Origin of the sequence: Fictibacillus aquaticus (assembly GCF_002245695.1) — a bacterium.
GTDB classification, from domain to species: domain Bacteria; phylum Bacillota; class Bacilli; order Bacillales; family Fictibacillaceae; genus Fictibacillus; species Fictibacillus aquaticus.
The window spans coordinates 228,828-244,098 of record NZ_NOII01000003.1 but is presented as its reverse complement, the minus strand read 5'-3'; the positions used below and the strand labels follow the sequence as shown (position 1 = coordinate 244,098).

The 15,271-nt window shown below is 47.6% G+C and carries 14 protein-coding genes; 7 read left to right on the top strand and 7 right to left on the bottom strand.

The genetic code is table 11. The features are described from left to right. Positions 1-12 precede the first annotated feature (12 nt). Positions 13-249, top strand: a complete 237-nt coding sequence (locus CGZ90_RS21340; RefSeq protein ID WP_486598936.1) for an NUDIX domain-containing protein — start codon at positions 13-15, stop codon at positions 247-249. A gap of 190 nt (positions 250-439) precedes the next feature. On the opposite strand, the gene CGZ90_RS11630 is transcribed toward CGZ90_RS21340, so the two are convergent. The 3 genes from CGZ90_RS11630 to CGZ90_RS11620 all read right to left on the bottom strand — a co-directional run bounded on the left by CGZ90_RS11630 (position 440) and on the right by CGZ90_RS11620 (position 4,400). Beyond that, positions 440-1,291: a GNAT family N-acetyltransferase gene (locus CGZ90_RS11630; RefSeq protein WP_106408314.1), complete on the bottom strand. Its 852-nt coding sequence runs from the start codon at positions 1,289-1,291 to the stop codon at positions 440-442. Positions 1,292-1,576: 285 nt separating this feature from the next. Continuing rightward, the gene (locus CGZ90_RS11625) at positions 1,577-2,677 is read right to left on the bottom strand and encodes a M24 family metallopeptidase (RefSeq protein WP_094252674.1); all 1,101 of its coding nucleotides are present in this window, start codon (positions 2,675-2,677) and stop codon (positions 1,577-1,579) included. A 340-nt stretch (positions 2,678-3,017) separates the two neighbouring features. Next, positions 3,018-4,400 (bottom strand): glycine--tRNA ligase, encoded by a 1,383-nt coding sequence (locus tag CGZ90_RS11620; protein WP_094252673.1) that lies wholly within the window; start codon positions 4,398-4,400, stop codon positions 3,018-3,020. A 352-nt stretch (positions 4,401-4,752) separates the two neighbouring features. Here CGZ90_RS11620 and CGZ90_RS11615 point away from each other — a divergent pair, with 352 nt between their 5' ends. Next, entirely contained in the window at positions 4,753-5,202 is a 450-nt protein-coding gene (locus tag CGZ90_RS11615) for a staygreen family protein (protein WP_094252672.1), read from the top strand. Here CGZ90_RS11615 and CGZ90_RS11610 read toward each other — a convergent pair. The 4 genes from CGZ90_RS11610 to CGZ90_RS11595 all read right to left on the bottom strand — a co-directional run bounded on the left by CGZ90_RS11610 (position 5,193) and on the right by CGZ90_RS11595 (position 9,601). Next, positions 5,193-6,677 (bottom strand): glycoside hydrolase family 32 protein, encoded by a 1,485-nt coding sequence (locus CGZ90_RS11610; protein ID WP_240515418.1) that lies wholly within the window; start codon positions 6,675-6,677, stop codon positions 5,193-5,195. The genes CGZ90_RS11615 and CGZ90_RS11610 overlap by 10 nt on opposite strands. Before the next feature lie 24 nt (positions 6,678-6,701). Then, on the bottom strand, positions 6,702-7,649 hold the full coding sequence (locus CGZ90_RS11605; protein WP_205727394.1) for an aminoimidazole riboside kinase: 948 nt from the start codon (positions 7,647-7,649) through the stop codon (positions 6,702-6,704). A 470-nt stretch (positions 7,650-8,119) separates the two neighbouring features. Further along, positions 8,120-8,626, bottom strand: a complete 507-nt coding sequence (locus tag CGZ90_RS11600; RefSeq protein ID WP_094252671.1) for a PTS sugar transporter subunit IIA — start codon at positions 8,624-8,626, stop codon at positions 8,120-8,122. Between the two features lie 513 nt (positions 8,627-9,139). After that, complete coding sequence (locus tag CGZ90_RS11595) at positions 9,140-9,601, bottom strand: YbaK/EbsC family protein (RefSeq protein WP_165766838.1); 462 nt, start codon at positions 9,599-9,601, stop codon at positions 9,140-9,142. Positions 9,602-9,693: 92 nt separating this feature from the next. On the opposite strand from CGZ90_RS11595, the gene CGZ90_RS11590 reads away from it, so the two are divergent. The 5 genes from CGZ90_RS11590 to CGZ90_RS11565 all read left to right on the top strand — a co-directional run bounded on the left by CGZ90_RS11590 (position 9,694) and on the right by CGZ90_RS11565 (position 15,183). Then, complete coding sequence (locus CGZ90_RS11590; RefSeq protein WP_094252669.1) at positions 9,694-10,158, top strand: NUDIX hydrolase; 465 nt, start codon at positions 9,694-9,696, stop codon at positions 10,156-10,158. Between the two features lie 170 nt (positions 10,159-10,328). Continuing rightward, positions 10,329-10,772, top strand: coding sequence for a GNAT family N-acetyltransferase (locus tag CGZ90_RS11580; protein ID WP_094252667.1), 444 nt, complete (start codon positions 10,329-10,331; stop codon positions 10,770-10,772). A gap of 223 nt (positions 10,773-10,995) precedes the next feature. Beyond that, positions 10,996-12,654, top strand: coding sequence for a PTS transporter subunit IIBC (locus CGZ90_RS11575; protein ID WP_094252666.1), 1,659 nt, complete (start codon positions 10,996-10,998; stop codon positions 12,652-12,654). 3 nt (positions 12,655-12,657) lie between these two features. Continuing rightward, on the top strand, positions 12,658-13,449 hold the full coding sequence (locus CGZ90_RS11570; RefSeq protein WP_094253116.1) for an endonuclease/exonuclease/phosphatase family protein: 792 nt from the start codon (positions 12,658-12,660) through the stop codon (positions 13,447-13,449). A 66-nt stretch (positions 13,450-13,515) separates the two neighbouring features. Next, positions 13,516-15,183: a glycoside hydrolase family 13 protein gene (locus tag CGZ90_RS11565; RefSeq protein WP_094252665.1), complete on the top strand. Its 1,668-nt coding sequence runs from the start codon at positions 13,516-13,518 to the stop codon at positions 15,181-15,183. The last annotated feature ends 88 nt before the right edge of the window (positions 15,184-15,271 follow it).

The window sequence follows — 15,271 nt, the reverse complement described above, 5'->3', positions numbered from 1 at the left end:
GGAGGAACACTCATGTCCTATTTTGCTGATTTACGAAAGTTTGTCGGCTCTCGTCCGCTTATCCTTCCTGGTGCGGTTGCCATCATCACTGATGAGAAAGGCGATATACTCCTGCAGCAGCGGTCTGACGGCGGCTGGGGTCTGCCTGGCGGGCTGATGGAGCTGGGCGAAAGCTTCTTGAAGAGACTGGACTGCACCTTCTTTCGCTTCAGCAGCTTCATGTATTCTCTGGCTCTGACTTCTATTTAAAAGTGGCCAACGGTGATGAGATGTTCTGTGTCACTGCAGTATACATAGCCGGCGAAACAAAAGGCAAAGCTCGCACCGACAACGATGAAACCGTATCTCTTCAATACTTCTCTCTCAATCATATGCCAGACACGCTTCATCAAAGCTACCGCACGTTCCTAGATTACTATCAAAAAAGCTTAAAGTGCGTTTAGCCAAACTTGTACTCGATGTAATCACAGACTGGCGCATAACCGATGTTTTGATAGATTTTATTGGATGTTGGATTCGCGAGGTCGGTGAACAGTGTGCAGAATTCAAAACCAGAATCGAGCAAGTGCTGGCTCAGCGCTGCGACGAGCGCGCTGGCATAACCTTTCCCGCGCAGATTTTTTGGTGTATAAACGAGGTTCACCGATGCTCCTTTAATGTTCGGTCTCGTTTTGGCTGCCATCGAAACGGGCTTTCCTTTGCTTTCCCATATGTAAAGCGAGCCTGTGCCGATCCGTTCCAACGCATAATTTTCCGCTTCTTTTCGGCTGATCAGCTGATTTGTCTCGTCTGTCATGCCAACAATCCAGTCTGGCAGAAATGGCAGGTCCTGCTCAGTCGCTTTCCTCATCGTTCCTTCCAGTCCAGTTGGATGGCTGACGTTTTTCAGTGTGTACAGCCTAAGGTCCATCGTTACTCTTTTCCTTAAAACCGGCGACGTGCCTGTCCAATGATGAGCAAACGCCAGTCCAGCAGACTTGCTCGCCATCACCTTAGGCACAGCGTATTGTATGCTATTAAGATAGTCAGCGATCAATTTTGCTGCTTCGTCCGAGATTTCTTCATTCTTTTCGAGCATCAGCATCGAATAAGGCGGGATGAGCATCGCCAGCAGCAGCGTTTCTTCTTTATCTTTTACCGCAGCCAAAAAAGGCTTCTCCTTCTCCCACTCAACAGCAGCAAAGCGAAGGCAGTTGCCAAGAACGATGCAAGCCCGGTCCTCGTGCTCCAGCAAAAACGCCTCATTATCACCGTAAAACTCCGGAATACTCTCATAAAGTTGCAGTTCCATCAGCACATCCCCCTGATTTCCTATAAATGGATGAGTATGTATTCAAGATGAAAGGCACTTTTTCCTGTTATGTTGAAAGCCTTTTATTGAAATTTGGCAGTTTGCTCGGAAATCTTGGATTTTTGCCCGTGAATTTTATAATTTAGCCGCAATTCTTCTACTCTTGTCCGTAAATTTAAAAATTTGCCCGAGAACCACTTTCCGCATCCGTCCACTCTCTCTAACAAAACAAAAAACGGTAAAAACGAAGCACGAGGCTTCGCTTTTACCGTTCTACTCAACTCATTATTTAATAATCTGCAATTCTTTCGGATATTTCGTCAATGTCTCATACCCATCAGCCGTTACAACAACATCATCCTCGATGCGCACGCCGCCAAGGCCATCGATGTAGATGCCTGGCTCGATCGTGTAAACCATACCGGCTTTCAGAATCCCGTCGTTGTTATCGCTCATTGACGGGAACTCGTGCACGTCGATGCCAAGTCCGTGGCCGATACGGTGCGGGAAGTGTTCGCCGTAACCCGCGTCCGAGATCACCTTGCGCGCTGTCAAATCAAGATCACCGATGCGCGTGCCCGGCTTAGACGCTTCGAGTGCTGCGAGCTGTGCCGCGAGCACAGTCTCATAGATTTCTTTGCTCTTCTCGTCAATGTCACCGAACGCCACCGTACGGGTAATGTCCGAGCAATAGCCATCAAGCACAACGCCAAGGTCGAACAGCACAAGGTCGCCGTGCTTCAGCTTGCGCAGACCTGGATTGCCGTGCGGTGCTCCGGATTTTTCGCCAAAAAGAACCATCGTGGAGAACGACATCGCGCTGACACCTTTTAGCTTGAGCTCGTACTCGATCTTCGCGATCACGTCCATCTCTGTGACGCCTTCTTTTAACGCCGAAACACCGACTTCTACGCCGTAATCAGCCAACGCTGCAGCACGCTTCAAGATTTCAAGCTCGCTTTCTTCTTTTACGAGGCGAAGCTCATTCAATGCTTCTTCTGCTGCCGAAAGCTTCGCGCCAGGGTACATGCCAAGCAGCTTTTCGCCACGAGCATATGGAAGAGTCTCGGTTTCTGCAGCGATCTTTTCCGCTTTCGCAACACCGCGCTCGTTCAGCTTTTCTTGAATCATCGCCCATGGATTCTGAGAGTCGCTGTAGCCTAGGATTTCATGCTTCCAGCCAGCATCTCTTGCCTGCGACACCTCCATCCCCGGACATACGAGAAACGGATCAGCATCTGGCAGGACAACTAGGCCGAGCACACGCTCATGCGGGTGGCAGTCAAAGCCTGTCAAATAAAGGACGTTCGCAGACGTATGCACGAACGAGAACGCATAGTTCTCTTCTTTTACCCATTGTGTAAATTTCTGGAGTCTTTCGCTCATTAGAATTCCCCCTTGTAAAATATGTAGAGAAACCTGGCAGGCGCCAGGTCTTCTTAGTTTTCATTTAATCAGTTTGTATTAGTTATTTCTTAAGGATTAACATGACGACTACTCAAGAGGAATTCTATCAACTACATTCAATTTCATTAGCTCGATAAAAATCGTCTTGAATACTTCTTTGATCAAGTTGATTGGAGTGTAAGGCGCCGACTCCTGCGGGACGAGTGGGAAGGTAAGACCTTTTAAAGGCGCGTAGCGACAAAAGGGCTTACCTCCCGCCCCGCGGAAAGCGTGCGCCTGTAACGGAAATCAACTCTTCTCCGAATTCTAAAAGATATATTTAGAAGCTCATCTTCTCTTCTAAGAAGCTTTTCAGTTCGCTGATTTTCACGCGTGTCTGCTCCATCGTGTCGCGGTCGCGGACTGTTACCATGCCGTCTTCTTTGGAATCGAAGTCATATGTGATACAGAACGGCGTACCGATTTCATCTTGGCGGCGGTAACGCTTGCCGATTGAACCGCTCTCGTCATAGTCGACCATAAAGTCTTTCGCGAGCGTTCCGAAAACTTCCTGCGCTTCTTCAGATAATTTTTTAGACAATGGAAGAATTGCCGCTTTGTATGGAGCAAGTGCCGGGTGAAGGTGCATCACCGTACGGCTCGTGCCGTCCTCTAGCTGCTCATCCTCGTATGCATCGATCAAGAACGCAAGTGTCACGCGGTCTGCCCCAAGTGATGGCTCGATGCAATAAGGAACGTAGCGCTCGTTCGTTTCTGGCTCGATATAGTTGAAGTCCTCGCCTGAGAATTCCATGTGCTGCTTCAGATCATAATCCGTACGTGACGCGATGCCCCAAAGCTCGCCCCAGCCGAACGGGAACTTGTATTCAAAGTCTGTTGTTGCGTTTGAATAGTGAGAAAGCTCATCATCATTATGGTCGCGCAGGCGAAGGTTCTCTTCTGCCATGCCAAGTGACTTCAGCCATTTTTCAGCTGTTTCTTTCCAGTGGTCGAACCATTTCAGCTCTTCGCCAGGCTTGCAGAAGAACTCAAGCTCCATCTGCTCGAACTCACGCGTACGGAATGTAAAGTTACCAGGCGTGATCTCGTTACGGAAGCTTTTGCCGATCTGTGCGATACCGAATGGAAGCTTTTTGCGCATTGTACGCTGAACGTTTTTAAAGTTAACGAAAATACCTTGCGCCGTTTCTGGACGCATGTAGATTTCGTTCGAGCTGGACTGAGTTACACCTTGGTGTGTCTTGAACATCAAGTTGAACTGACGGATGCTCGTAAAGTCGTGGCTGCCGCACTCAGGGCACGCGATGTTGTATTCTTTCACAAGCTCTTCCATCTTTTCGAACGGAAGGCCGTCGACGATGATTTCCTTGCCTTCTTTTTCAGCGGCATCTTCAATCAGCTTGTCAGCACGGTGGCGCGCTTTACAGTTTTTGCAGTCCATCATCGGATCGTTGAAGTTGCCGATATGGCCGGATGCTTCCCACGTACGCGGGTTCATCAGAATCGCAGCATCAAGACCGACGTTGTATGGAGATTCTTGAACGAATTTCTTCCACCATGCTTTTTTCACGTTGTTCTTCAGCTCAACGCCTAGCGGGCCGTAATCCCACGTGTTAGCAAGACCGCCGTAAATTTCAGAACCCGGGAACACAAAGCCTCTGTGCTTCGCATGGTTCGTGATAGTTTCCATGTTCTTTGACATCAAAATCACTCCTATTAATGGTTTGTAAAAATATAAAAACTCCCGTCTCCGGGCTAGTTTTAGCCCAGGGACGAGAGTTAAATTCTCCCGCGGTTCCACCCTAGTTGACGCGCAAAAAATTTATAGCGCATCCTCTTTTCATGAACAGGCAACTCCAGATCTCCGTTTCACTGCGCCTTTTCACCAGGCTTCCACCGCCCCTGGCTCGCTTTGCAAAAGATTCGACAGCTACTATTATCCTTCATAGTCGCGTATGCTGTTGTAATTAATATAGTAATATTACCAAAAAACAAAAGTGTTAGTCAAAACGATTTGTTTTTTCGCACCTCACAAACGTTCAGGAGGTCTTTATATGGTGATGTTTAACCCGCAAAAGCTGAAAACCGTCATCACACCGCCCGCAACGGAAAAAGAACCGGTCATCGGGCGCCATTATACCCTTACTCATTCTGATGAGACTGGCGATTTATTTTTGAACATCGGCACACAATACGCATGGAACATGATCGGACCGATGCGCGACGAAGTGCTCGGCGAGTGGAAAACGAATTTTTCTTATCCCGTTTTTGCGGGCCAGGTGCTCGTGGCAGATTCCTCTGTTTCAAAAGAAATTGCGAAAAAACGGTTTGAAATCTTCACGAGAGAGCTCCCGCTCGCGCTGAAATCAATACGATTCGGCGACAAAGCTTTTTTTGAAGCTCACACGCACCTGGACATGGCACCGATTTGGATGTTCTTTGAATCGGTTTATCCAGAATATAACGGCTTCCGTGATTTTGGCATCTTTAAAAGCTATGCGTAGCGCTCGTCCTGCACCTGATAAGCAGCAGCGCTTTTGTTTAGGTTCCATTTGTTCAGATCAAAAGAAACATAGCCTTTCGAAGCAAAGCTGTATCCCTTGTTTTCCGGATACGCAAACTGCCTTGCACTGAACACTTCTTCCCCTTCATTGATAAAAATTTCAATCGATGATTTGTCGACAAAGATACGAAGCGAATTCAGCTCTTCCAAATAGCAATGGCGCGACTCGGTCTGCCCGTGTGCGAAGCTTGCCCGCTCAAGCGTAGCCAGCTTCGTTTCTTTGTTATAAATAAAGCGTGCGTTTCCGCGCAGCGTGATCTCCAGCCGTTCAAACGTACCAGAAATATCATCAAGGCCGAGCTCCATCACGTCGCCTTCTACACCGTCAAACTGCTTTTCCTCATTAACCATTTCAGCCCCAGCATAGCTGACTCCATCGCCGCGAAGCATCTTCATTTCTTCAAGCGGCACCTGGTACACCTTGTTTCCTACAAGCTTTAGCTCGCGTGGAAGCGTAAGGCTGTGAATCCACTTAAACGGAATCGTCGGATGCTTCTGTTCATACTGATCCGGCATCCCCATCCAGGCGATCATGATACGGCGTCCTTTCGCGTCAACAAGCGTCTGAGGCGCGTAAAACTCGAAACCGCGATCCATCTCGACAAACGCCCCATGGCGGTATTTTACCTCTTCGTAATCAAGGTCTCCGACAAGGTATCCGCACTGATGCTCGTTATGATACAGCATACCGTCAGGCGCTACGCCCTGCGGCGACACGACCATGACTTCTTTTCCGCCAAGCTCAAACAGATCTGGACATTCCCACATATAGCCGAACTCTCCGATTAGATCGGTGTTCGTCCCTGTCACATCGCCAAGGCGCGTCCAGTTTTTCAGATCCTGTGATTGAAACAACACAGCGCGGCCTTCAAGTTTCTTGGTCTGTGCACCGATAATCATGTACCACGTGTCATTCTTTTTCCACACTTTCGGATCACGGAAATGCGCTGTGTACTCTTTTGGCAGATGTAGGACAGGGCCATGCTTCTTGAACGTTTTGCCGTCTGACGATTCTGCAAGACACTGATACGTCTCGCGATCATCATCCTCTTTCACGTTTCCTGTATATAAAAGAAACAGCTTCCCGTCCTGCTCAACTGCACTGCCGGAATAACAGCCATCCTGCTCGTACCATTCACTCGGCGCGAGCGCGATCGGCTCATGCTCCCAGTGCACAAGGTCCGTTGAGGACACATGGCCCCAAAACTTCGTGCCATGTCCCGTCTTGAATGGCTGCCATTGATAAAACAGATGATACTTGCCGTTCCACTCAATAAAGCCGTTCGGATCGTTGATCAAGCCCGTCGGCGGCATAATATGATAATTCATGCGATACGGGTCGTTTTCGACGATATCGCGATTTTTTTCTATTTCAGCATATGCTTGTGCCAGCAATTCTTTTTCACGCTCTGTCACAAGGCAATCCCCCTTATGTTACATCTAGAATAAGACGAGTTCGTTCACCTGCTGCAGAGTCGGCAGTGCGGTCATCGCGCCCTTTACAGACGCCGCCAGTCCGCCGGATACGCTGGCAAAACGCGCCATTTCGGCCGCTTCTGCAAGCGTGATATCAGCAAGGTTTCCTTCGTATTTGTTTAATTGATAAAGCATCCCGGAAACGAACGCGTCCCCCGCACCTGTAGTATCGACCGCCTGCACCTTTTTTGCAGGTACATGGACATATCCTTCCTTCGTCACACAATAGCTCCCGTTCTCGCCAAACGTGACGAGCAGAAGCGGAATATTATAGCGTTCCATCGCCTTAAGGGCAGCCGGAAGCTCTTCTTCTCCTGTTAAAAAAACAAGCTCTTCATCCGAAATCTTGACGATATCTGCAGCCGGCAGCATGCTAATGATCGTTTCCTTTGCATGATTCTCGTTTTCCCAAAGCGACAGCCTTAAGTTAGGGTCATACGAAACCACCATGCCGTTCTCTTTTGCCAATTGAACCGCACGCTCTGTCGCGCTTCTCGACGGTTCGCTGATCAGCGAAATCGAGCCGAAATGAAGAATTTTGTTTTGCTCGAAAAGCGCACTGTCTATTTCTTCGCTATGAAGAAAACGATCCGCGCTCGGATTAATATAGAAGTCAAAGCTTCTCTCTCCGTTCGGAGCAAGCGTCACGAAAACAGCGCCTGTCCGCGTTTCTTTCGTTTTATATATATGCGTTGTCACAACACCATAGTTGTGAAGTGTATCAATTAAAAAGTTTCCTAGTACATCATCGCCCACTTTGCCTAAAAAGACGGAGTGAACGCCAAGCCTCGCGAGGCCTACCGCCACATTCGCAGGGGCGCCGCCCGGACTTTTCTGATACGTCAAGTTGCTTTCATCGAGCGGGATAAAATCGATCAGTGCCTCTCCTAGCGAGATCACACCATTCTTCATCTGCAGGCCTCCCTTATTTTGAAAAGTTTTTAAGGCTCCAAAACCGCTTGCTAGCCCGCTAACTTCCCTTAAATAACGAAAATGAACAGGCAATCATTTGGCTGCCTGTTCATTTCACCTATATCATACTCTTTTTCATTTGCATTGCAAGGGCTTATTGCACTTTTAATTGTAAAGAAACACTTGCTATGAAAGAAGTCGAAGAAGCTGTTGATCTCCGTTACAGGTGCACGCTTTCCGCGGGGCGGGCGGTGAGCCCCTTTGCCGCTACGCGCCCTAAAGGGTCTCACCTGTCCCACTCGTCCCGCTGGAGTCGGCACCTTACACTGCGATCAACTTATTCAAGGATGTTCAAGTGAGAAATAAAAGTACTGTAATCCTTAAGGAAACAGCGGTTGTATTTCAGGAAAACTTCGAGAATCAAGCCAATGATGCGGCATGGTTATCTCTGAAATCCGCTTCAGAAAAAGTTATACTTTCTTCAGTTCTAAAGAAAGCAAAGCGGTTTCGCCTTTCACTGCTTCGTCTGCGGCGCGTTTGTTTAGTGTTTCGATCTGGTCGCTGTTTGTGATGACGACCGGGGTGATCGTGCTGGCGGCTCTTTCCTTGATTAGATCCAGATCAAAGGTGAGCAGCTTCTGGCCGGCAGATACCTTGTCGCCTACTTCCACATGTCCTTCAAATCCTTCGCCTTTCATGTTGACCGTCTCTAGCCCGACGTGGATAAGGATTTCAGTTCCCGCGTTAGACTTGATGCCGATCGCGTGCTTTGTATGGAAGAACTGCACGATTTCTCCGTCAACTGGTGAAACAACAACACCTTCTGTCGGCTCGATCGCGATTCCGTCACCCATCATTTTTTGTGCAAACGTAGGGTCCGGTACTTCCTCGATCGCTACTACTTTCCCAGTTAAAGGCGATAAAAGCGTATCCTCTGTCTGTTTTTCCTCTTGTAATCCGAATAATTTCTTAAACATGGTCATCGTCACCTTTCCTCTATGCTGTTATAAGTTTTCACCAGCAGGCGCCTCTTAAAACATATCGCTCTGCTTTTCGCTTATAAAGACTAATGCAAGAGAGAAAAGTGTGTCAAAGGAAACGCACAAAACGGCTGTTCTTTTAAGGTTTGTAATAAAGGGTGGCTTTTGTAAGATTTGTAACTGATTTGGTAGATTAAAAACTGCGGAATTTTTGTGAAATCCCATTAAATAGATGTAATATCCTCATAACCTCTAATAATTAATGGCAAAAATCTCTCTATAATCACTGATGAGCATCCTATTACCATTGATGGGCGCTTAGAAAATGTCCGTTCACATCATTTGGGAAGATTTTTACAGCATTTTTATACTTTTTCAAAGCATTTCAAGGATTTGTTAAATCAATTTAAGGATTTTTCAAAGTATTTCCGGAGATTTTCAAAGCAATTGATTCCTTTGTCTCAAATTAAAGCCCGCCACAAAGGCGCGATTACAGCATAATTAATATCTCTATTTTTGCAAATTAATAACTGTGCCTCCGGTCATATCCTTCAGCACATCAAGAGAGACAGGCAGCAGCGATTCCGGTATGCCTGCCGCTGTGTACACCGTATCAAACCGGGCGAGCGATTCATCTAAGTAGATTGGCAGATTTGCTGCTAATGCATAAGGGCAGACCGCACCCGGCTGAAATCCTGTCATCTCCAGCACTTCTTCTGCACTCGCCATCTTCACCTTCCCAGGCCCGAGCTGCTGCTTCACCTTTTTGGGATCGATCCGCACGTCTCCTGCGGCTACAAACAGACCGAACTCGCTTCCGCACTTGAACAAGATTGATTTTGCGATCTGTCCCGTCTCCACACCGAGCATTCGAGCGGCTGCCTCTGATGTATGCATTTCCTCATTCAGCACGATCGGTTCCAACGTTTCATCGAATTTTTTAATAAATGATTTCACTCTCTCAAGCGGCATTTTACTCACACTCCTCTTCCTAACCTTTCTTTCTTTTTCACTGCTTCCCTTCTACTAATGTTAGAATGTAAAAATAAGGATGTGAGTGAATCGTGGACTACATAACTTATTTACGCAGCATGGTCGGCCATTCGAAAGTCATTATGGCAGCGTGCGGCGTGCTTATTTTTGATCATGAAAACCGATTGCTGCTGCAGCTTCGGTCGGATGAAAAAGCTTGGGGCCATCCCGGCGGCTTTATGGAGCTCGGCGAGAGTGTAACCGAGACGGCAAAACGGGAGGTTTTCGAGGAAACGGGCTTGAGACTTGGAAAGCTGGACTTTTTTGGCATCTATTCAGGAAGCGCGCATGACCGGAAGCTGGTGAACGGCGACGAGGTCGCACTCATTAAAATCATGTTCACATGCCGTGAGTTTGAAGGAGAGCTTGCCGGTGATGCAGCGGAAACACTGAAACTGCAGTTTTTCCCGCTAAACGAGCTGCCAGAGATCTGGACACCGCAGCAGCCTGTGTTTCGGAATCTGATATCGGGTAATTCAGGACCTTTTATTGAGTAAAAAAGACAGTATTGATAGGCGCGCGGGCGGGTTCTACACATTTGCGGGCGCATATTGGGCAGGCGCGGGCGCGTTTAGCCAATCCACGGGCGCGAAAGAGGAAAGCGCGGGCGCAAACGAGCCATCCGCGGGCGTAATTCCGTTATTTTACATACACAGGGGGAAATCAAATGAATACAGTAAAGCTAGTTGAATTAAACGCAGACAACTGGTACGAGTGCTGCCAATTAGAACTAACAAAAGAACAAGAAGATTATATGGAACCGAACGCCATCTCCATCGCTCAATCAAAATTCCAGCCTTCATTAAAGCCTTATACCATCACTTATGAAGGACAGACTGCTGGCTTCCTCATGTTTAATTCCGAGCCGGAAGAACTGGACGGCTATTGGGTTTACCGCATTATGATAGACAAAAAGTTTCAAGGCAAAGGAATCGGCAAGAAAGCGACTCAGCTCATGATGGATGAGATGCAAAAATTGCCTGATGTGAAAAAGATTGTGGTCGGCTACCACCCAGAGAATAAAGGCGCTCATAACCTGTACGCGAGCCTTGGATTTGTTGATCATGGCGACCGTTTTGGGAAAGAGATGGCAGTAGTGAAATCATTATAAGAATAATAGCTTTAAACAGGGGCCGTTATTGGCTCCTTTTTTATTTTTAAAGCTGCAATTAGTGCGCAATCCTTGCTTGTTAAAAATCTTGCTAAAACGCTTGCATATGAAATCGATTTCATATAGAATGACAGATGCAAACGATTGCGCAAGCGTATACATACGAACAAAATGTATACGATTACACATAACAATATGGTAAACTTAAGGAGGTAATTTTTCGATGAAAAAAGGGAAACTGATTTCATTCGATTTTTGGCAAAAGCTTGGTAAAGCACTATTAGTAGTAGTTGCCGTTATGCCAGCGGCTGGTTTAATGATCTCACTCGGTAAAGTGATCGGCATGAGTGGCGGAGACATCGCATTTGTGCAAGCGGTTGCTCGAGTGATGGAAGACATCGGATGGGGTATCATCACGAACCTGCACATCCTGTTCGCCGTAGCCATTGGTGGATCGTGGGCGAAGGAAAGAGCTGGCGGTGCATTCGCTGCCGTTATCGCTTTTATCCTCATCAACCGTATTACAGGTGCCATTTTCGGCGTTAACAACACGATGATGGCTGAAGAAGGCGCAAAGGTTACATCCCTTTTTGGCAGCGAGCTTGTCGTAAAGAACTACTTTACTTCTGTTCTCGGTGCACCTGCCCTTAACATGGGTGTGTTCGTCGGTATTATTGCCGGTTTCTTAGGAGCCGTTCTTTTCAACAAATATTACAACTACAGCAAGCTTCCAAAAGCGCTGGAGTTCTTTAACGGAAAGCGTTTCGTACCGTTCGTCGTTATTTTCTGGTCTGTTATTACAGCGCTTGCATTAGCGATTGTTTGGCCGTTCATTCAGGCTGCACTAAACAGCTTCGGTCAGTGGATCGCAACTTCACGCGACACTGCACCTGTTCTTGCACCATTCATTTTTGGTACATTAGAGCGTCTGTTATTGCCTTTCGGGCTTCACCACATGCTTACTGTTCCGATCAACTACACAGAGCTTGGCGGAACGTACACAATCCTTACAGGTTCAGGCGCTGGTTCAACTGTTGCCGGACAAGATCCGCTCTGGCTCGCATGGGTTACTGACCTTAACAACCTGCTTTCAGCTGGCGATAAAGCTGGTTACGAAGCACTTTTGAATGACGTTGTTCCTGCCCGCTTCAAGCTTGGACAAGTTATTCTTTCAACTGCGTCACTTATCGCGATTGCACTTGCGATGTACATGAACGTTGATAAAGAAAAGCGCAGCAAGTACAAGTCTATGTTCTTCTCTGCAGCTCTTGCTGTTTTCTTAACAGGTGTAACTGAGCCGATCGAATTCATGTTCATGTTCGCGGCACCGCTTCTTTACGTGGTATACGCGATCACAACAGGTCTTGCGTTCGCGATGGCGGACATCATCCACCTTCGTGTTCACTCGTTCGGATTCATCGAGTTCCTGACTCGTACACCATTGCTTGTAAAAGCAGGTCTTACGAAAGACTTGATCAACTTTGCTCTAACATGTATCGCGTTCTTTGCTCTTAACTTCTCTGTCTTTTATGTATTGATCAAAAAGTTCAACCTGCCGACACCAGGCCGTAATGGCAACTATATCGAAACGACTCAAGCACCTGCTGAAACAGCAAAAGCTGAAGCAGCAGCTGGCGATGACAATTCTCTAGCTTCAAAAGTTATCGCGATGCTTGGCGGCGCTTCTAACATTGAAGACGTTGACGCTTGCATGACTCGCCTTCGTGTTACGGTAAAAGATCCTGCAGCTGTTGCAGCTGAAAAGAGCTGGAAAGAATCAGGCGCACTAGGCTTGATCCTAAAAGGACAAGGTGTACAGGCGATTTACGGACCGAAAGCCGACGTCCTGAAGTCAGATATCCAAGACCGATTAGGAGCTTAAATGATGAAACTTCTTACCGTGAACGTCCATGCCTGGCAAGAAGACAATCAAATGGAAAAAATTAAGGCGCTCGCTGCGGATATCGCAGCCGAGCGCTATGATGTGATCGCCCTGCAGGAAGTGATGCAGTCAATCGCAGCACCGCTCGTCAGCGGCGTTTTAAAAGAAGACAACTACGGACTCGTAGTTTTAGATGAGCTGAAAAAACTCGGTGTGACAGGCTACGATATCGTCTGGGCGCAGGCGCACATCGGCTATGAAACGTACGAGGAAGGTCTGGCGATCCTTACCCGCCACTCCATCACGCATCACGAAAGCTTTTTTATCACAGACAGCACTTCGATGGATACATGGAAAACACGTGTGATCGTACAAGCAGATATTGACTATAACGGCCGCCCAATCACGTTCTTCTCCGGCCACTTTGGCTGGTGGACAGACGAAGCGGAGCCGTTTGAAAGACAGTTCAACAACTTCCTGAAGCATGTGCCGTCTGACAGACTTGCCTTTTTGATGGGTGACTTGAACAACCCAGCTGTCGCACGAAACGAAGGCTACGATTTAGCGCTCAAAAGCGGCTTTTATGATACGTATGAGCTTGCTGCGCAAAAGGATGATGGTTTGACGATCGAGGGATCGATTGCTGGCTGGGAAGGCAACGAAGATGGACTTCGGATCGATTATATCCTCTGCAATCAGGAATTGAACGTACAATCTTCATTCGTTCGTTTTAACGGAAAAGAAACGCCTATTATCTCTGATCATATGGGTGTAAAAGCTGAAATTATTTTATAAACGGGACTACATGGGGATCTGCAAACTTTGCAGGCCCCCTGCCCTGTTATTTTGGAGGGAACAAACATGAAAAAAGCATGGTGGAAAGAAGCCATCGGCTATCAAATTTATCCGCGCAGCTTCCAGGATTCCAACGGTGACGGAATCGGGGATCTTCAAGGTATCATTCAGCGTCTCGACTATGTGAAGGATCTTGGGATCGATGTAATCTGGATCTGCCCGATGTACAAATCGCCGAACGATGATAACGGCTACGACATTTCCGACTACCAGGACATCATGGATGACTTCGGCACGATGGCGGATTTCGACCAGCTTTTAAAAGAAGTTCACGACCGCGGCATGAAGCTGATCATCGACCTCGTCCTCAACCATACGAGCGATGAGCACCAATGGTTTATCGAGTCCCGTTCTTCCAAAGACAACCCGAAGCGCGACTGGTACATCTGGCGCGACGGCAAGGACGGCAAAGAGCCAAACAACTGGGAGTCCATTTTCTCAGGATCGGCTTGGCAATACGACGAGACGACTGGACAGTATTACATGCACGTGTTCTCTACCAAGCAGCCTGACGTGAACTGGGAAAATCCAGAAGTGCGCGACGCTCTCTATGACACAGTTAACTGGTGGCTTGATAAAGGCATCGACGGCTTCCGTATCGACGCGATCAGCCACATTAAAAAGCGTCCTGGTTTCCCAGACATGCCGAATCCGAAAAACGAGAAGTACGTTTCTTCCTTCGATATGCACATGAACCAAGAAGGAATCCACGAGTTTTTGAAAGAGTTCAAAGACCGCACATACGCGAACTACGACGTAATGACAGTCGGTGAAGCGAACGGTGTAACGGTTGACGAGTCTGACCTATGGGTCGGCGAAAAAGACGGCAAGATGGACATGATCTTCCAGTTCGAGCACCTCGGACTATGGGATGCAGAAGATAACCCAGATCTTGATATCGTCGAGCTGAAAAAGGTACTATCTCGCTGGCAGAAAGGCCTTGAAAAAGAAGGCTGGAATGCATTGTTTATCGAAAACCACGATAAGCCGCGCGTAGTGTCCACTTGGGGCAACGACGAGGAGTTCTGGCGTGAGAGTGCGACAAGCATGGGCGCGATGTACTTCCTCATGCAAGGTACGCCGTTCATCTACCAAGGCCAGGAGATCGGCATGACAAACGTTCAGTTCCCGGCGATCGAGGATTATGACGATGTAGCCGTAAAGAACATGTACCGCATCAAGCGCGAAGAAGGCGTATCGCACGAAGATATCATGGCGGTCATCTGGGCATCTTCCCGCGACAACAGCCGTACGCCGATGCAATGGTCATCTGACGTGAACGCAGGCTTCACGATGGGACGTCCATGGATGAAAGTGAACCCGAACTACACAGACATCAACGTCGCTGTTCAGGAAAAAGACGAGAACTCAATCCTCTCGTTCTATAAAAAGATGATTCAGTTGAAGAAAGAAAATGACGTGTTCACATACGGCATCTACGATCTGATTTTAGAAGAAGATGCACAGATCTATGCGTATACACGCACATCTGAAGATGACAAGGTTGTTGTGATCACGAACTTGTCTAAAACAGATGCGGAGTATAGCTTCGAAGAATTGAAGCTGTCGTCTGAGAGCTTGATGCTGGCGAACTATCCGGTAGAGGCTCATGAAGGATTGACGAGCTTCACGTTGAAGCCTTATGAAGCGCGTGTTTACCGCGTGGCGGAGTAATAGCAATCAAGGAAGGCTGATCCCACTGGCGTGGGATCAGCCTTATTTTTTTGTGCTTTTTTATTGGTAGCTGTTGGGGGGTGGGGGT

What these genes read in the sequence shown, in the direction of transcription:
- CGZ90_RS11570 (WP_094253116.1), top strand. Translation starts at nt 12,658, where the DNA reads ATGAAACTTCTTACCGTGAACGTCCATGCCTGGCAAGAAGACAATCAA.
- CGZ90_RS11600 (WP_094252671.1), bottom strand. Translation starts at nt 8,626, where the DNA reads ATGTTTAAGAAATTATTCGGATTACAAGAGGAAAAACAGACAGAGGAT.
- CGZ90_RS11565 (WP_094252665.1), top strand. Translation starts at nt 13,516, where the DNA reads ATGAAAAAAGCATGGTGGAAAGAAGCCATCGGCTATCAAATTTATCCG.
- CGZ90_RS11605 (WP_205727394.1), bottom strand. Translation starts at nt 7,649, where the DNA reads ATGAAGAATGGTGTGATCTCGCTAGGAGAGGCACTGATCGATTTTATC.
- CGZ90_RS11595 (WP_165766838.1), bottom strand. Translation starts at nt 9,601, where the DNA reads ATGCCGCTTGAGAGAGTGAAATCATTTATTAAAAAATTCGATGAAACG.
- CGZ90_RS11620 (WP_094252673.1), bottom strand. Translation starts at nt 4,400, where the DNA reads ATGTCAAAGAACATGGAAACTATCACGAACCATGCGAAGCACAGAGGC.
- CGZ90_RS11630 (WP_106408314.1), bottom strand. Translation starts at nt 1,291, where the DNA reads ATGGAACTGCAACTTTATGAGAGTATTCCGGAGTTTTACGGTGATAAT.
- CGZ90_RS11580 (WP_094252667.1), top strand. Translation starts at nt 10,329, where the DNA reads ATGAATACAGTAAAGCTAGTTGAATTAAACGCAGACAACTGGTACGAG.
- CGZ90_RS11625 (WP_094252674.1), bottom strand. Translation starts at nt 2,677, where the DNA reads ATGAGCGAAAGACTCCAGAAATTTACACAATGGGTAAAAGAAGAGAAC.
- CGZ90_RS11615 (WP_094252672.1), top strand. Translation starts at nt 4,753, where the DNA reads ATGGTGATGTTTAACCCGCAAAAGCTGAAAACCGTCATCACACCGCCC.
- CGZ90_RS11575 (WP_094252666.1), top strand. Translation starts at nt 10,996, where the DNA reads ATGAAAAAAGGGAAACTGATTTCATTCGATTTTTGGCAAAAGCTTGGT.
- CGZ90_RS21340 (WP_486598936.1), top strand. Translation starts at nt 13, where the DNA reads ATGTCCTATTTTGCTGATTTACGAAAGTTTGTCGGCTCTCGTCCGCTT.